The 17,037-nt window shown below is 64.1% G+C and carries 13 protein-coding genes and 2 tRNA genes; 9 read left to right on the top strand and 6 right to left on the bottom strand.

Annotated elements, in window-relative coordinates; genetic code table 11:
- Nucleotides 1-93: 93 nt before the first annotated feature.
- From AC3WUF_RS14175 to AC3WUF_RS14210, 8 genes are all read left to right on the top strand, one after another.
- Nucleotides 94-181: transfer RNA gene (locus AC3WUF_RS14175), tRNA-Ser, on the top strand.
- A 96-nt stretch (nt 182-277) separates the two neighbouring features.
- Nucleotides 278-353 (top strand) — tRNA-Thr (locus AC3WUF_RS14180).
- A gap of 322 nt (nt 354-675) precedes the next feature.
- Nucleotides 676-1,230 carry a GspH/FimT family pseudopilin gene (locus AC3WUF_RS14185; RefSeq protein WP_492426652.1) on the top strand — a complete coding sequence of 185 codons (555 nt, stop codon included), beginning with the start codon at nt 676-678 and terminating at the stop codon, nt 1,228-1,230.
- Nucleotides 1,208-1,675, top strand: a complete 468-nt coding sequence (gene pilV, locus AC3WUF_RS14190) for a type IV pilus modification protein PilV (protein WP_492426654.1) — start codon at nt 1,208-1,210, stop codon at nt 1,673-1,675. Before AC3WUF_RS14185 ends, pilV begins: the two co-directional genes overlap by 23 nt.
- Nucleotides 1,672-2,718: a PilW family protein gene (locus tag AC3WUF_RS14195; RefSeq protein WP_492426656.1), complete on the top strand. Its 1,047-nt coding sequence runs from the start codon at nt 1,672-1,674 to the stop codon at nt 2,716-2,718. The genes pilV and AC3WUF_RS14195 overlap by 4 nt, the downstream gene beginning before the upstream one ends.
- Nucleotides 2,719-2,776: 58 nt before the next feature.
- A complete protein-coding gene (locus tag AC3WUF_RS14200; protein WP_492426658.1) occupies nt 2,777-3,301 on the top strand; it encodes a pilus assembly PilX family protein in 525 nt (174 codons plus the stop codon).
- 49 nt (nt 3,302-3,350) lie between these two features.
- A complete protein-coding gene (locus AC3WUF_RS14205) occupies nt 3,351-8,291 on the top strand; it encodes a pilus assembly protein (protein WP_492426660.1) in 4,941 nt (1,646 codons plus the stop codon).
- Nucleotides 8,292-8,296: 5 nt separating this feature from the next.
- Complete coding sequence (locus tag AC3WUF_RS14210; protein ID WP_492426662.1) at nt 8,297-8,788, top strand: type IV pilin protein; 492 nt, start codon at nt 8,297-8,299, stop codon at nt 8,786-8,788.
- Between the two features lie 4 nt (nt 8,789-8,792).
- On the opposite strand, the gene AC3WUF_RS14215 is transcribed toward AC3WUF_RS14210, so the two are convergent.
- From AC3WUF_RS14215 to murJ, 6 genes are all read right to left on the bottom strand, one after another.
- A complete protein-coding gene (locus tag AC3WUF_RS14215) occupies nt 8,793-9,359 on the bottom strand; it encodes a GspH/FimT family pseudopilin (protein ID WP_492426664.1) in 567 nt (188 codons plus the stop codon).
- A gap of 105 nt (nt 9,360-9,464) precedes the next feature.
- Nucleotides 9,465-10,430, bottom strand: coding sequence for a 4-hydroxy-3-methylbut-2-enyl diphosphate reductase (gene ispH, locus AC3WUF_RS14220; RefSeq protein ID WP_492426666.1), 966 nt, complete (start codon nt 10,428-10,430; stop codon nt 9,465-9,467).
- Nucleotides 10,430-10,927, bottom strand: coding sequence for a signal peptidase II (gene lspA, locus AC3WUF_RS14225; protein WP_492426668.1), 498 nt, complete (start codon nt 10,925-10,927; stop codon nt 10,430-10,432). Before lspA ends, ispH begins: the two co-directional genes overlap by 1 nt.
- A gap of 43 nt (nt 10,928-10,970) precedes the next feature.
- Nucleotides 10,971-13,784 carry an isoleucine--tRNA ligase gene (gene ileS / locus AC3WUF_RS14230; protein WP_492426670.1) on the bottom strand — a complete coding sequence of 938 codons (2,814 nt, stop codon included), beginning with the start codon at nt 13,782-13,784 and terminating at the stop codon, nt 10,971-10,973.
- A 48-nt stretch (nt 13,785-13,832) separates the two neighbouring features.
- Nucleotides 13,833-14,777, bottom strand: coding sequence for a bifunctional riboflavin kinase/FAD synthetase (locus AC3WUF_RS14235; RefSeq protein ID WP_492426672.1), 945 nt, complete (start codon nt 14,775-14,777; stop codon nt 13,833-13,835).
- 7 nt (nt 14,778-14,784) lie between these two features.
- On the bottom strand, nt 14,785-16,335 hold the full coding sequence (murJ, locus tag AC3WUF_RS14240; RefSeq protein ID WP_492426674.1) for a murein biosynthesis integral membrane protein MurJ: 1,551 nt from the start codon (nt 16,333-16,335) through the stop codon (nt 14,785-14,787).
- A gap of 191 nt (nt 16,336-16,526) precedes the next feature.
- On the opposite strand from murJ, the gene rpsT reads away from it, so the two are divergent.
- Nucleotides 16,527-16,790, top strand: a complete 264-nt coding sequence (rpsT, locus tag AC3WUF_RS14245) for a 30S ribosomal protein S20 (RefSeq protein WP_492426676.1) — start codon at nt 16,527-16,529, stop codon at nt 16,788-16,790.
- Nucleotides 16,791-17,037: the final 247 nt, after the last annotated feature.

Genomic DNA, 17,037 nt, shown 5'->3' on the forward strand with positions numbered 1-17,037 from the left:
CGCGGGATGGTATCAGGATGTCCGCTGCGAATACATGGATTTGGGCGGACTCGGACGGCTGCGCGCAGCGCTTTCCGGTAAAATTCCACGCTCGGAGAGATGGCAGAGTGGTCGATTGCGGCGGTCTTGAAAACCGCTGAACCGCAAGGTTCCGGGGGTTCGAATCCCTCTCTCTCCGCCACATTCCAGAACCAGCCCCTTGAACGGGGCTTTTTCTTTCCAGATCAGCGAAAAGGAATTGTCGCGACCGCCCCCGATCCCTATAATGCGCGCCCCTGCCGGGATAGCTCAGTCGGTAGAGCGACTGATTCGTAATCAGTAGGTCGGAGGTTCGATTCCTCTTTCCGGCACCAGCTTCAAATCTGTCGAAAAGCCCGCCTTCACGGCGGGCTTTTTTGTGCCCTAATCGAAGTTACCTGCACTACTGCATGTCAGATCGGTAATATCGCGTGAGTTATTGATCTGACGCACAAATACAGCATGCAAAGGCGGCGGGACCTGTGCTAGCTTGTAACTTCAGCGGGATAGCTTGGGGGCTAGACAAGGATGTCGATTCTGCGACGGTGGGGGCCATATCTGGCCGGCGGTCCTAAGGTTTTGTGTCGTCCATCGGAAACGCTGGCGTCTTTTCTGCGGAACTGACGCATTCTGATGCCGCGCAAAAGGATTCCTGGAATGAACTCTGGGCAGGGTTTCACGCTGATCGAACTCGTCGTCACGCTTGCCGTGGCCGGCGTTCTGATCAGTGTCGCGGTTCCCAGCTATCGCAATCTGGTCATTTCCAATCGCCTGTCAGCAACCGCCAATGATTATGTGGCCGCGCTGTCGGAGGCTCGGCTCGAAGCCATCCGGCGAAACGTAAACATTCAATTCTGCGGAACCAGCGGCAACGGCAGCGACACGCTCGGTGCCGGATGCGACACCGCCGGTGGCGAGATTGCATCGCTGGATAACGATGGCGATATTCTCGTCAGCCGCACCAGCCCAACCGTTCGCGCCAACCTGACGCTGGCCAGCGTCGAGGCGCTGCGTTACAGCGGCCAGGGGATCGCGCGCTCCGCAAGCAGCGGCGGCGCCCCCTACTCCGGGCTGGTGGTCGATCTGGCGTCCGATCAGATCAGCAACGGCAATCGCCGATGCATCTATTTAGCCACCGGCAGCAGTATTACGACCTGCACCGTCACCAATGCCGAAACCTGCCCTGCCAATGAACCGACCCCCTGCCAGTAATCTGCGCCGTCAGCGCGGCGTCGGACTGATCGAGGTTCTGGTCGCAGTGCTGATCTTGTCGATCGGCCTGCTCGGTATCGCCTGGGTCCAAACACGGGCGCTCTCCAACAACAACAGCTCGATGGCACGCTCAATGGCCGTCGTCGCCAGCTACAGCATCCTCGATGCCATGCGCGCAGACCTCGCCGGCGCCACGGCGGGGAGCTACAACGGCGAGATCACGGCTGAAGCCTGCCCTACAGGCGGGGCCAATATCGCCGCCACCCAGATCAACAACTGGTGCAGGGAGCTCGCCGCAACCCTCGGCGCGTCGGCGGACACTAAAGGGAATATCCAGTGCGCCAATACGGGCATCTGCACAATCACGATCACGTTCAACGACAGCCGTGTCGGCGAAACGCTCGGCAGCGATGCCCAGACGGTCGTTACCCAGGCCATGCTATGAGCCGCTCCCAGCCCAAGAGTTCGCAACGCGGTTTCAGCCTGATCGAACTCATGATCGCGCTGGTGCTCGGGCTGGTCATCATCGGCGGCGCCATAACTGTGTTTCTTTCGAACAAGCAGTCCTACCGATCCAACAACGCACTGAGCCAGGTTCAGGAAGGCTCACGCATCAGCTTCGAACTGATGGCGCGCGATATCCGCCAGGCGGGACTGACCGGCTGCGGCAACTTAGGCCGGGTCGCCAGCGTCCTCAACAACGGCCCCAGCAATGACAGCAACGGCGATGGGAACCTGACCAACGATGATGACTGGTGGGGAAACTTCGCCAATTCTGTACGAGGCTACGACAACAACGATGCCGATCCTGCCGTCGACTTCGGCAGCGACACCGCCGAGCGGGTCGCCGGCACGGATTCGATACAGCTCATCGGCATCATCGGCTCGGGGTTGAGCATCAGAACCCATAACGCCGCTACGATGCAGATTGCGTTGAACGAACCGGCGGCCAATCTCGCGATGGGCGACATCGTCATCATCTGCGACCCGATCAGCGCCTCGATCGCGCAGATCACCGCCTACAACGCGGGAACCGCCACCCTCACCCTGAGCAATGCCGGCACGGCCACCCCCGGCAACTGCTCGCAAGGGCTTGGATTTCCGGCCACCTGCATCAGTGCCGCCGGCAACCAGTACACCTTCGGTGCCAACTCGCAGATCGGCCAGATGTCCGCTGCGGACTGGTACGTCGGCAACAATGTTCAGGGCGGCACGTCGCTCTATCAGATGGCCGTGCGCAACAACGCCGGTGCGGTCACAGCGGTTGCGCAGGAAATGATCCGCAACGTATCCAACCTGCAGATCCAGTATCTGGTCGGCAACAACTATGTGAGCGCCAATGCCGTGACCGCCGCCCAATGGCCCGGCGTGAGCGCCATCCGCGTGACGCTGACGGTTCAGGGTAACGAACAGTTCACCGGCACGGATGGTCAACCCCTTTCGCGCCAGCTCACTGCGTCGATCGCGCTGCGCAACCGGGTGCCGTGACATGACTCTCGCAACGAAGCCGGCAAGCATGCATAGACAGATCGCCAAGCAGCGCGGCATGGCGCTCGCCATCGCGCTGATTCTGCTGGTTGTGGTCACGCTGATCGGCCTGGCGGCCGTGCGCAGCACCACATCTCAGCAGAAAATGACAGCCAACTTCTACGATCGCGAACTGGCCTTCCAGAATGCCGAGGCCGCCTTGCGCGTCGGCGCCCTGGCGATCCGCGCCGGCGGCATCAATATCCGCAACTGTGGTCAGGGCGGCGTACCGTGCAGAGCAAACCCCTTTGCCGATCCGAACCTCAACGTGACGTTCATCAACACCGTCATCGGGCAGGGCGCAGGAATGCAGTACACCAAAGGGGCTAACGTCGCGACTCAGCCACAGTACGTGGTCGAGAACATGGGCCTGTTCGCCAATCCGCAGCTCAATAACGGCTTCGATCAGACCGCGAACTCTGCCCAGTACGGCGCCCAGGGCACCGCATTGCAGACCATCAATTATCGCGTCACTGCGCGCAGCGGCAATCCTGCCGATGTCGGCGAGCGCGCAGTCGTAGTTTTGCAGGCCATGTACCGGTAGTCGCCTCGACACAGCCGTCTTCGGAACCCGAACGATGAACGCAAGAACGATGAGCAACAAATCCCGACAGATTCCGGCCAAGGCCGTCCGTCGCTGGGCAGGGCTGGCCGCGTTGGCGGCGCTGTTCTCGATGTCGCTCGGCAGTGCCGCGGTCGACATCGACCAGTCGCCGCTGACAGTCCGCACGGCTCTGCCGCCGAACATCGTGCTGCTGCTCGACGACTCGCTGTCGATGCCCAACAGCGTCATGCCGGACGAGCCGACGTCGACGACGGCCGACGCGCTCATCAGTTCGAGCATCAACGGCGTTTACTACAACCCCTCGAGCACCTACCAGCCGCCCTACAATGCCGACGGCACAACACGGTATCCGGACGCCTCGTTCTCCGCAGCTCCGCTCGACGGATTCGGCGCAACGGTTGCGACAACCGACACAGCCAACATCGCCGGCTACAACACCGCGTACAAGACCCTCAACATCGCGACCGACCAGTGCTCGGTCTTCACCGCGCAGCTGGCGAACAACTCGCTCTGCTTCCCACCGCAGCGTCCTGCCGTTACCCACACGTTCCAGATCAGCACGCCCAACACGCTGAGCACGACCCTGGTGAACGCGGTCTGCACCTCGCCTGCCACGGCTGATTTTTCCAACTCGGCCAATCTGGGTCAGTGCGTCACGACGACTTACGCAGCACCGACCTGCCCTTCCGGTTACGCCATCACCGCCGCCGGCACCAGCAGCGTCAGGTGCGTGGCCAACGTCCAGACGCCCAGCTGCACGACGCACGGAACGGGATACAGCTTCAACAGTGCAACCGGCTTGTGCCAGAAGAAGACGACTGCCGATCCGACCTGCTCTGCCGGCGCCCGCCAGAATACCGGTGCCACCAACGTCACCTGCTTCGCCAACCCGACGCCGGTCTGCCCCACGAGCAGCCCCACAGGTACCTTGCTGACGGCCGACGACGGCAATTTGACGGGAAATCAGAAGGGTATGTGCAGGAGAGGCAACGGCAGAACGACCTCCTGCAACGCTGGCTCCGGCACCTACAGCAGCACCTGCTACGCCGATCCTCCGTGCCCCACGGGATACACCCTCAACAAGTACACCAGCAACAGCACTGCGCCGGCTTGCGAGCTGACCAGCACGACCTTACTTCAGTGCAACACGTCGGGCGGCTACGTCGCGGATTTCGCGAACTCGGCGAATCCCGGCAAGTGCGTGCTGACCGAAACCCGGACGCCGACCTGCACGGCACCGCTGACTCTGGTCGGTTCGAGCTGCACGCTCGCACCCTCGCCGATCACGCCCAATTGCGATACCGCCTCCGGCTTCACGCCCGACTTCACGAACTCGTCCGGCCAGTGCAAGAAGCGCTCGGTCACGCCGAGCGCGCTGGTCTGTCCGACCACTCCGGCACCGCCCGCCGGCAGTACCTATCAGTTCGTCGCTGACACCCTCGGCACGGCAACGCCGAAGTGTCAGGCCTCGACGCCGAATCCGCCCAAGTACCGTTCGCTGTTCGTCTACTCCGTCAAGGAATCCGACGGCAGCTACACGCGCCACTACGTCGGCGCGCCGACCGAAGTCACGCCAACGCTGCCGGCCACCTGCGACGGCGTCGGCACCAACGACGTCAACTACCCCGCCTGTCTGGCCAACTACCCGACGCCCGGCACCTGCACCAACATCACCGGCAGCCCGTCGACGAATCTGACGATCAGCGAACCGGCATGGACGACCGGCTTCCCGGCCGCCCGCTGCCACGATACTGCGGAAGTGCGCCAGAACGTCGCGAATTGGTTCTCGTACTACCGCACGCGCATCATGCTCGCCAAGAGCGGTCTGATGAACGCCTTCGCAGACCTAGACCCGACGATCCGCTTCGGCTTCGGCGCCATCAACGGCGACTTCACGCGTAACGCTGCCACGCAGAACCAGGCCACCTCGAGCTCGAACGGCACCAACCTGCCGACTCCGAAGACCACGGACACCAGCAACAATCGTCCCGAAATCGCGATGGTCAAGTCGTTCGGCAGCGGCGCGTCCGGAACACACAAGGCGGCGTTCTGGGAATGGACCCGCCGTGTTGTCGCCGCAGGATCGACGCCGCTACGCGCCTCGCTCGAAGCGGCCGGCAAGTACTACCAGACCGACCAGCCCTGGCTCACCGATCTCAACAACGCCAACGGCGGCAAGCTGTCCTGCCGTCAGTCGTATACGATCCTGACCACCGACGGTTACTGGAATACCGACACGACGTCGATCTCCAGCTACTCCGGCAACCTGGACGGCGGCCCCTCCGAGACGACCGTCGCGACGGTTGGTCGTCCCGACCTCGTGTCCTGCCCTTCGGGACACACGCTGCAGACGATCGACAACGACGGCCATAGCCTGAGCAACAACCAGAAGGGTCTGTGCAGAAAGGGCACCGGCAAGGACACCAGCAGCGGCACGGGGTGCAGCAGCGGCTCTACATTCCGCTCGCAGTGCTTCATCAACAATGCGACCTGCCCTACGGCCAACCCGGCCTGGACCTATAACCGTCACACCAGCGACAGCACGCCGCCGCAGTGCGAACGTCAGGAGTCGGTCAGCAACAGCGTCACGAACACCGGCCCGAACGGCCTGCAGTACATCTACGTGGCGACGCCGCCGTACTCGGACAGCTATTCGAACACGCTGGCCGACATCGCGATGTACTACTGGCTGACCGACCTCAAGCCGGACGTCGGTAATACCGTCGGCCTGACCAACAACGTACCGACCAGCGCCGAGGATCCTGCGTTCTGGCAACACATGACGACGTTCACGGTCGGCCTGTTCGGCCAGGACTTCTCGCTGCCCGGCATCGCGCCGAGCGGCACCAGCGCGGCGCAGATCTTCAGCTGGGCGATCAACGGTGGAACTCCTGCTTCATTCGCCTGGCCGCCGATCACCGGCTCCGGTGCTACCGACGCCAACAAGATCACCGATCTGGTGCACGCCGCGGTCAACGGTCATGGCGGTTTCTATGCCGCCAATACCCCGGAGGCCTTCGCCAGCGGTCTGCAGGATGCGCTACGGCGCGTAACCGACCGTGTCGGTACCGGCGCGAGCCTTGCGGCCAACAGCACCAAGCTGCAGTCCGGCACGACGACCTATCAGGCGCTCTACTACAGCGGCAAATGGAAGGGCGATCTCAAGGCGCTCGAAGTCGATCCGAACACCGGCGCCATCGGCACTTCGCAGGAATGGTCTGTCGTCAGCGCGCTGCCGGCATGGGGCAGCCGCAACATCAAGACCTACAATCCGAACGGCGCCTCGGCGGCAGAGAAGTTCCCGGCTTTCAACGATCCGGCGACGCTGTCTGCGGCCCAGAAGAGCGCTCTCGGCGCCGACGCCGCCGCACAGCTGAGGGTCATCAGCTATCTGCGCGGCGACTCGACCAACGAGCAGCGCAATACTGGCGGCATCTATCGCACGCGCGAAACTCCGATGGGCGATATCGTCAACTCACAGCCGGTGTATGTCGGCTCGCCAAGTTCGACGGTCTATGCCGGCAAGGACTTCGAAGGCTCCGACGAATACGCTGGCTTTGCCGGCGACCAGGCGGGCCGCGACGCGCTGCTGTGGGTGGCCGCCAATGACGGCATGCTGCATGCCTTCAACACGACGACCGGCACGGAAACCTTCGCGTTCATGCCCAACGCTGTGATCCTGAATGGCATCAAGAATCTGTCGAGTCCGGCCTACGGCGGCAACTCTGTGCCGCATCAGTTCTACAACGACGGTGAAATCACGGTCGCCGATGCCTATCTCGACAACGAATGGAAGACCGTGCTGGTGGGCACGACCGGTCGTGGACCGGCGAAGGCAATCTACGCGCTCGACATCACTGACCCGGCGGCACCGACGCTGCTCTGGGAGCGTGCGGCCGGCGACGGCCTGACCGGCAGCGGCAGCATCGGACAGGTCGTCGGCAAACCAGTCATCGCCCAGACCGGTGCCGGCGTCTGGTCGGTCCTCGTCGGCAACGGCTACAACAGCCCGAACAACACGGCGGCGCTGCTGCAGTTCGAACTCGGCGCCGGCACGCTCACCGTTCATCAGGCGGGGACCGCCGTCAACAATGGGCTCGCCCCGCCGGCAGTCTGGATCGCCACCGCAAGCAACGCCATCAGCACGCAGGCTTACGCCGGCGATCTGAGGGGAACGGTCTGGTCCTTCGATCTGAGCGACAGCGACAGTGACGGCGCTCCGCTGTTCGCCACTCAGAGTACCAATCAGCCGATCACCGGCGGCATGCTGGCCGGCAAGGATCCGGCCACGGGTAACGTGTGGATATTCTTCGGCACCGGTCGATACCTGACCCAGGACGACCTTGAACTCGACACCATGCAGACCTGGTACGGCCTGATCGTGCAGGCGGGCGCCGGCGAACCGACGAATCTGGTCAGCAATCTCGCCAACGGCCGCAGCGCGCTGATCGAGCGGACGATCCTGGACGAGACCGCACCGAACGCGTCGGCCGATCCCCCAACCCTGGGCGCTCGTGAGATCGAGGAAGAGGAGGCCGGAGATATGGACGGCGCATCCGGCTGGTACATGGACCTGAAGGTCGGCACTTCCTTGCGCGGCGAGCGCATGGTCACGCCGAACCAGTTCCAGGCCAACCTGCTGCTCGGCACGAGCCGCATTCCCGGCGAAGGCAGCGACCCCTGCAATCCGTCCGGCGACGGTTGGATCATGGCGATCAATCCGTTCACGGGCGGAGCGCCCAGCAGCCTGTTCTTCGATCTGGATGGCGACGGCGAGTTCACCGATGACGACAAGATCAACGGCGCGATCACTGCGGGCATCGGCTTCACGTCGATTCCGAACAACCCGATCTTCGTCGGCAATGTCATGTTGACCAGCTTCGACAACGCCACGACCAGCAGCATTCTCACTGCCGGCGCTGCAGGCACTCCGCAGCGCATGTCCTGGCGCGAGTTGGTGGAACAATGAACCCGATGATCGTTTCCAATAGCCCGCAGATCGCTACCCGCATGTCGCCGCGCCGGCATGCGGGAGGCTTCTCGCTGATCGAACTGATGGTGGCCGTGCTGATCATGGGCATCCTGGCTTCCATCGCCTATCCCACGTATCTGAATTCAGTCACGCGCGCGCATCGTGCCGCCGCCGAAGCTTGTCTGGCGAACTACACGACGTACATGGAGCGCTACTACACGACGAACATGCGCTACGACCAGACGGTTCCTGGCGGCGCCATGATGACGACGGCTGTACTGCAGGGCCTCAACCTCGACTGTGCATCCGATCAGAACACCGGCCAACACTACAGCTACAGCTTCCCCGAAGACATGCCAACCGCAACGGAATACACGATCCAGGCGGTGCCGATCGGAACTCAAGCGACGCGTGATGCCGGTTGCGGCACGCTGACGATGACCCATACCGGTGAGCGTGGGGCCGGCCCCGACGGCGTCGACAAGTGCTGGTAAGTGTTCACGGCCTCAGTGTCTGACACTGAGGCTTGAAGCCGTGCTGCTCGGTTACAACCCTGCCGCTGCCGATCAATACTAGGTCGTTAGCATTCGGGGCAATATCGGCGGCTGCACAGACGCGCAATCTGCCCATCGCCAAGGCGCCGGATGCAGTGCGCGCGAAGCCGCTGGGGCGGAACACAACGGCCCGCTTGAACGGGCCGTTTGCCGACAGCGAGATGGCGTTAGACGCTTCGAGTCTACCCTCCGCGACCACGGTTTCGCCCGGGTCGAAACGGCCGTCACGATCGTCGTCGACGAAAACCAGCCATTCGCGCAGCGCCCAGTCGCGATGACAGCCGCCCGTCGGATTTCCGGCGCAGAGGGTCACCGCTACATTGCGCACAATGGCGAGGTGGCGTGCTTGCGCCATCGTGGACAGCAACTCATTGGTCGTCGTCGCTAGTTCATTGCGCGCAACGATGCGACCGAATGCCGGCACTCCCAACGCAGCAGTCATGGACAGCACGGCCAGCACACAGAGCAACTCAAGCAGTGTCATGCCGCGCGGATGAGGACGGTCGTTCACGATCGCCCTCCCGGCGATGTCCGTCTTGTTGTCCCATCCTAGAGTTGCTGTTTGTTACTCAGCAATATCGACACCGGTGCAGCAGGCGTCGACGGCGAGCGCGACTCAGGAGCGTGTCGGCTGCTTGCCCTGCATGGCGCGACGCAGCGCCGGCGGCAACGAGAACACGACGTTCTCCGGCCGGCCGCTCAGTTCGACGGCTTTTCCGCCGCCGATGGTTTCGATTCTGCGCACGACTTCGCGCACCAGCACTTCCGGCGCCGATGCGCCTGCGGTGACGCCGATCCGCTGGCGATTCGTGAACCATTCGTCGCGAATGTCCTGCGCACCGTCGATCAGATACGCCGGCACGCCGCGCTGCTCGGCGAGTTCGCGCAGGCGGTTGGAATTGGAGCTGTTGCGCGAGCCGACGACGAGCACGACGTCGCAGCGCTCAGCGAGTTCCTTGACCGCATCCTGGCGGTTCTGCGTCGCGTAGCAGATGTCGTCCTTGCGCGGTCCGTGGATTTCCGGGAAGCGCGAGCGCAGCGCATCGATGACGCGCGCGGTGTCGTCCATCGACAGCGTGGTCTGTGTGACGAAGGCCATGCGCGCCGGATTCTGGATCGGCAGCGTGGCGACGTCCTCTGCAGTCTCGACCAGGTAGATTTTGCCGCCGTGAGTGTCGTCGAACTGGCCCATGGTGCCTTCGACTTCCGGGTGCCCGGCGTGGCCGATCAGCACGACCTCGCGACCTTCGCGGGCGTAGCGATGCACTTCGATGTGCACCTTGGTGACCAGCGGACAGGTCGCATCGAAGATCGTCAGACCGCGCGATTCGGCGGCCTCGCGCACGGCTTTGGACACACCGTGCGCGGAGAAGATGCAGGTGGCGCCGTCCGGAATCTCGTCGACTTCATCGACGAACACGGCACCCTTGGCGCGCAGGTTGTCGACCACGAAACGGTTGTGCACGACCTCATGGCGCACATAGATCGGCGCGCCCAGAGCTTCCAGGGCCCGTTCGACGATCTCGATCGCGCGGTCGACGCCGGCGCAGAATCCGCGGGGATTGGCGAGCAGAACTTCCATCAGGGTTTGACCGCACCTGCGGCGCGAGTTCGCTTGGCGTCGAGAATCATGTCGAGAATCAGCAGCGCAGTGCCGATCGAGATCGCCGTGTCGGCGACGTTGAACGCGGCGAAATGCCAGCTGCCGACGTAGAAATCGATGAAGTCGACGACATGCCCGCGGGTCACGCGATCAATGACATTACCCAGCGCGCCGCCCATGATCAGCGTCAGCGCGGTCGCGAGTATCGTCTGCCCGCGCGGATTGCGCCGCAGCCAGATCAGGATGCCGATGCTGACGACCGTGCCCAGCAGCACGAATACCGCCGGCGGTGCATTCGACATCATCGAAAACGCAGCGCCGGTGTTGCGCATGTGGACGAGGTTCAGATTCGGCAGCAGCGGCACGACGTCGAACCAGGCCAGCGAACGCACGACCAGCTGCTTGGTGATCTGGTCAAGCACGATGACGACGGCCGCCAGCCACAACAGATACACGTTTTTATATTGAAACGACATCAGCGGCTCTTGGGTTTCATGTCAGCAAGGATACTCCGCAACATCACAGGTAGCGTCTCGTCTCGCCGCTGCCATCGACATTGCTCACGCAGCGCAGGCACAGCGTCGGATGCTTCGCCTCGCTGCCGACATCGGCCCGCTGGTGCCAGCAGCGCTCGCACTTGGCGTGCTCGGAGGCGGCCGCCGCAATCCAGACGGTCGGGCCGGATTCGAGCTTGAACTCGACCGCATCGGCCGGACGCTGCGCTGCGTCGGCGAGCTTCGCTTCCGAGGTGATGAACCAGAAGCGCAGCTCGGCTTCGAGTTCACGCAGATCGCCCGCTAGACCGGCGTCGGCATACAGCGCCACCTTGGCGTTCAGGCCGGACCCGATCTGCCCGGCAACGCGCAGATCCTCGAGCACCTTCTTGACGCCTTCGCGCAGCTCGCACAGCTGTGCCCAGTTGATCGTGCCGGCGCTTGCCGCCGGCAGCGGATGCCAGCACTGCGAGAACACCGAAGCACTGCGATCACCCGGCAACATGCGCCAGATTTCGTCGGCGGTGTACGACAGGATCGGCGCGATCCAGCGCACCAGCGCTTCGCTGATGTGATACAGCGCGGTCTGCGCCGAGCGCCGGCCGACCGAACCGCGCGGCATCGTGTACAGACGATCCTTGAGCAGATCGAGATAACGGCCGCCGAGATCGACGACGCAATAGTTGTGCAGGCGGTGATAGACCGTGTGGAACTCGCGCCGGCCATAAGCCTCGCGCAGCTCTTCCTGCGTTCGCGAAGCTTCGCTGATCGCCCAGGCATCGACCGCAACCAGTTGCTCGACCGGCACCAGATCCTTCGCCGGATCGAAGCCATCGAGATTGCCGAGCAGGAAGCGCGCGGTGTTGCGGATGCGCCGGTAAGCATCGGCCATGCGCGCGAGCAGCTTGTCGGAGATCGCGATCTCGCCCGAGTAGTCGCTGGCCGCGACCCACAGACGCAGCACATCGGCGCCGAGCTTCTGCGTCACCTGCTGCGGCGACACGACGTTGCCTAGCGACTTCGACATCTTGCGGCCCTGCTCGTCGACCGTGAAGCCGTGCGTCAGCACCGCCTTGTACGGCGCCCTGCCCTGCATCGCGACGCTGGTCAGCAGCGACGACTGGAACCAGCCGCGATGCTGGTCGGAGCCTTCGAGATACATATCCGCCTGCGGCGCATGGCCGTCGACGATCGCCGCCGGATTCATCGAACGGAACGAGCACTGGTGGACCACGCCGGAATCGAACCAGACGTCGAGCGTGTCGGTGCAGGCCTCGTACTTCGCCGCATCCACGCCCCAGTCCTGCGGCGTCGAGCCGAACCAGGCTTCGAGGCCTCGTTCGGCGACGGCGTCGGCCACCTTCAGCAGCAGTGCTGCACTGTCCGGGTGCTTGTCCTGGGTCTGCTTGTCGATGAACAGCGCCAGCGGCACGCCCCAGGTGCGTTGGCGCGAAATGCACCAGTCCGGACGGCCGGCCACCATGTCGCGGATGCGGCTCTCGCCCCAAGCGGGAATCCATTGCGTCGCTTCGACCGCCGCCACCGCAGCGCCGCGCAGCCCGTTCTTGTCCATCGACACGAACCACTGCGGCGTGGCACGGAAAATCAACGGTGTCTTGTGACGCCAGCAATGCGGATAGCTGTGCGTGATCTGCGTGTGCTTGAGCAGCTTGCCGTCGGCCTGCAGGCGTTCGGTGACCAGCGGATCGGCCTTGCGCACGTGCTGGCCGCCGACGACCGGCGTCGCTTCGATGAACACGCCGCTGCTGGCCACCGGATTGTCGACCGGCAGCTGGTACTTCAGACCGGCCACGTAGTCTTCCTGGCCGTGCGCCGGTGCGGTATGCACCAGGCCGGTACCGGCATCGAGCGTGACGTGCTCGGCGAGAATCAGCGGCACCTGCCGCTGCGCGAACGGATGCTGCGCGCGCAAACCTTCAAGCGCGCTGCCCGCAGCGCGGCCGAGCAGCGTCGGTGTTTCCTTGAGCGCGGCGGACAGCACCTCGAGACGCTCGGCAGCCAGAACAACCCGCCCCGCGTTCGGATAATCGGCCAGCGCGTATTCGATCTCGGCGCCGGCCGCGATGGCCTGGTTGGCCGGCAGCGTCCAGGGCGTCGTGGTCCAGATCACGAAGCCGGCACCGGCAGCATCCTTCACGCCGAAAGCCTTCGCGACCGCGCCTGCGTCTACCGCGTCGAAGCGCACGTAGATCGATTCCGACTGCTTGTCCTGATATTCGACCTCTGCCTCAGCCAGCGACGAGCCGCAGTCCAGGCACCAGTGCACCGGCTTGAAGCCGCGCACGACATGGCCGTTGTCGACAATCCGTGCGAGCACGCGCAACTGCTCGGCCTCGAAGGCCGGGTTCATCGTCAGATAGGGACGCTCCCAGTCGGCCAGCACGCCAAGCCGCTTGAAGTCCTCGCGCTGGCGTTCAATCTGCTCGGCTGCGTACTCGCGGCACTTCTGGCGGAACGCCGGCGCGTCGAGCTTCTGCCCGACCTTGCCGAACTTCTTCTCGACCTGCAGCTCGATCGGCAGACCGTGGCAGTCCCAGCCCGGCACGAACGGCGCGTTGTGACCGTCAAGGCGCGCTGCCTTGACGACGATGTCCTTCAACACCTTGTTGACCGCGTGCCCGATGTGAATATCGCCGTTCGCGTACGGCGGGCCATCGACGAACCAGAACGGCGCACGCGACGCAGTGTCCTGCATCACGGCGGCATAGGTGCCTTCCTGCTCCCAGCGCGCGAGCATTTCCGGCTCGCGCTTGGACAGGTTGGCCTGCATCGCAAACTCGGTCTGCGGCAGGTTGATCGTGGATTTGTAGTCGGTCACGGCAGGCTGAAGGGGGTATGAGATCTGAAGACGCAAAAAAGCGTCGAATTATGCTCGTTGCGAGGAGAAAAAGGCCAATGCATCGGCCTTGTCGCGCTGCATCTGCACCGCCAGCGCGTCCAGCGAGTCGAAGCGCTCTTCCGGCCGCAGGAACTGGCGGAAGCGCACCTCGACCGTCTTGCCGTACAGATCCGGGCTGCCATGCAGCACGTGGGTCTCCAGCAGGCAGCGCGTCAGCCCCAGCGTCGGCCGCACGCCCAGATTCGCGACGCCAGGCTGCGCGACACCGCCGTCCGGCCCCAGCACGGTCAGCTCGACGACGTAGATGCCGTGGCGCAGCGCCGGCTGACGCTGCATGTAGACGTTGGCGGTCGGCATGTTCAGCGTGCGCCCCAGGCGCAGGCCGGACTTGACCCGTCCGACCATCCGGTACGGCCGGCCGAGCAGGCGCGCGGCGCAGTCCAGATCGGCACGCGCGAGTGCCTCACGGATCAGCGTGGAACTGGCGCGCACCCCGTCGCTGAGCACGCTGCCGAGCGCGGCAATCTCGAAACCCTGCTGGCGGCCTTCGCATTCCAGCAGCGCCAGATCGCCGGCGCGTTTGGCGCCAAAGCGGAAATCGTCGCCGACGATCAGGGCACGGATGCCCAGACGGTCGACCAGCGCCTCGCGAACGAAGGCGGTGGGGTCGTAGGCGGCGAAGCGGCGATCGAAGCGCTGGATCACCCAGCGGTCGACGCCCAGCCGCTGCAGGTCGAGGAACTTGCTGCGCAGCGTGCTGATCCGCGCACAGCTGGACTTGGCGAAATACTCGCGCGGGCTCGGTTCGAAGCTCAGCAGGGTTGCCGGCACCTCCAGCTGGCGCGCGCGTTCAATGGTCGCCGCGATCAACGCCTGATGGCCCAGATGCACGCCGTCGAAGTTGCCGATCGTCAGCACACAGCCTTGGGCGGTGCCCGGCCTGACGTTGTGCAATCCGCGGATCAGCTCCATCGCCGTCTCAGACCTCGCCGCGCCGGAAATGCCGCGGACGCAGACCGAGCAGCAGCAGGCTGCCAAAGTAAGCCACGGCCGCCAGACTGACCGTGATGCCGACCCGCAGCGCGCGATCCGCCGCGCTGTGGCTGAGCCAGGTTTCCACATTGCCGGCAAAGCCGACCAGCATTGCCGCCATCGCCGCATTCGCCAGCAGCAGACGCACGGCAAACACCGACCAGCCCGGCTGCGGCACGTAGGCGCCGTCGCGGCGCAAGCGGCGCAGCAGCAGCAAGGCGTTGATCCAGGCCGACGTCGAGGTGGCCGCGGCAAGGCCGGCATGCGCGGCCGACCAGTCGTAGATCTTCGCCAGCGTGAACACCGTCAGGCTCATCACCATGCCGCAGCACAGCGCGGTGATGCCGTAACGCACCGGCACGCGGGTTTCCTGGCGCGCGTAGAAGCCCGGCACCAGCACCTTGACCAGCGAGAAGCCCATGAAGCCGGCGGCGTAGGCCCACAGCGCGTACATCGTCATGCGCGTGTCGTGGTCGCCGAATTCGCCGTGGCCGAACAGCGTCGCCACCAACGGGCCGGCGAACAGCAGCAGACCCAAGGCCGCTGGCACGCCAACCAGCAGGATCACGCGCAGCGCCCAGTCCAGCGTCTGCGAGAACGCGCCGCTGTCCTGCGTCGAATGCTGCGCCGACAGCGCCGGCAGGATCACCGTGCCGACCGCGATGCTGAAGATGCCGAGCGGAAACTCCATCAGGCGATCGGCGTAGTACAGCCAGCTCACCGAACCATCGCCGAGAAAGCTGGCCAGCGCGGAATCCAGCAGCAGGCTGATCTGCGCGACCGACGAGCCGATCAGCACCGGAATCATCAGACTGATGATCCGCCGCACGCGCGAATCGCGCCAACCCCAGCGCGGCCAGGGCAGCAGGCGCCGGCGCAGCAGCGACGGCAACTGGAAAGCGAACTGCAGGATGCCGGCCACGAACACCGCGTAGGCCAGCACCTGCACCGAGTCTTCCTGGATGAAAGCCGAGGCAATCAGGCACAGGTTGAGGATCACCGGCGTGAACGCCGGCACCGCGAACTCGCCGTAGCTGTTGAGCACACCGGACGCGAGCGCGGTCAGCGAGATGAACATCAGGTACGGGAAGGTCCAGCGCAGCAGTTCGGCGCCGAGCGCATGCTTGGCCGGGTCCGCGCCGAAGCCCGGCGCAAAGACCCAGATCAGCAGCGGCGCCGCGACGCAGCCCACCAGGGTGATCAGCGCCAGTGCCGCGGACAAGGTGCCCATGACGACACCGACCAGTTCGCGCGCCTGTTCGTGAGTGCCGTTGGTGCGGGTTTCGGTGAAAACCGGCACGAAGGCCTGCGAGAATGCGCCCTCGGCGAACATGCGGCGGCCGAAGTTGGGAATCTTCAGCGCAATCAGGAAGGCGTCCATCGCCGCGCCGGCGCCAAAAACGTTGGCAAACATCACGTCGCGGACAAAACCGAGCACGCGCGACAGCAGGGTCATCGCCGCGACGACACCGGAAGACTTGAGCAGGGACGCTGACATAGCCGCGCAGTCTAACCGCAGCGCCCCCGCCCCGCTCCCCGGAAATCGCGCAATTCGCGTGGCTTTTCAGCTGGTTCCGTCCGCAGCCGACGATTGACAATCTGCGCGGAGCTGACGATAATCCGCCCCCTTTTTCGACGACATCCGGTCGCCGAAGCAGTCATCAAGCAAAATTCTTCAGGAGTTGTCCCTTGGCCAATATCGCCAGCGCAAAGAAGCGCGCCCGTCAAGCTATCAAGCGCCGCGCCCAAAATGTCGCCCAGCGTTCGATGGTCCGCACCACCATCAAGAAGGTCGTCAAGGCCCTCGAGACCAAGGACAAGGCTGCCGCCGTTGCCGCCTACGCTGAAATGGTCCCGGTCATCGACCGTTACGCGACCAAGGGCATGATCCACAAGAACAAGGCCGCCCGTCACAAGTCGCGCCTGTCGGAACAGATCAAGGCACTCGGCTAAGCGCCGCTTGCCGCTGCAAAACAACGGGCTTCGGCCCGTTTTTTTGTGCCCGTCGCCCGGCAATCGCGCCGCGGGTAGATTTACCTCAATCGCCCGGGAATCAGGGCAAACCCTCTACCGCCGTCCGATTGCTGTCAGTAGGATGCCCGCGGGGCTGTAGGACAGATGCGGTGTGGGACCGCTTCCGGACTTCCGGGTCTGCCTGCAGCAAAAACTGGTTCGCAACGCGAACGTTTTGTTAGGGGGG

Source organism: Fontimonas sp. FW305-C-3 (genome assembly GCF_058783185.1).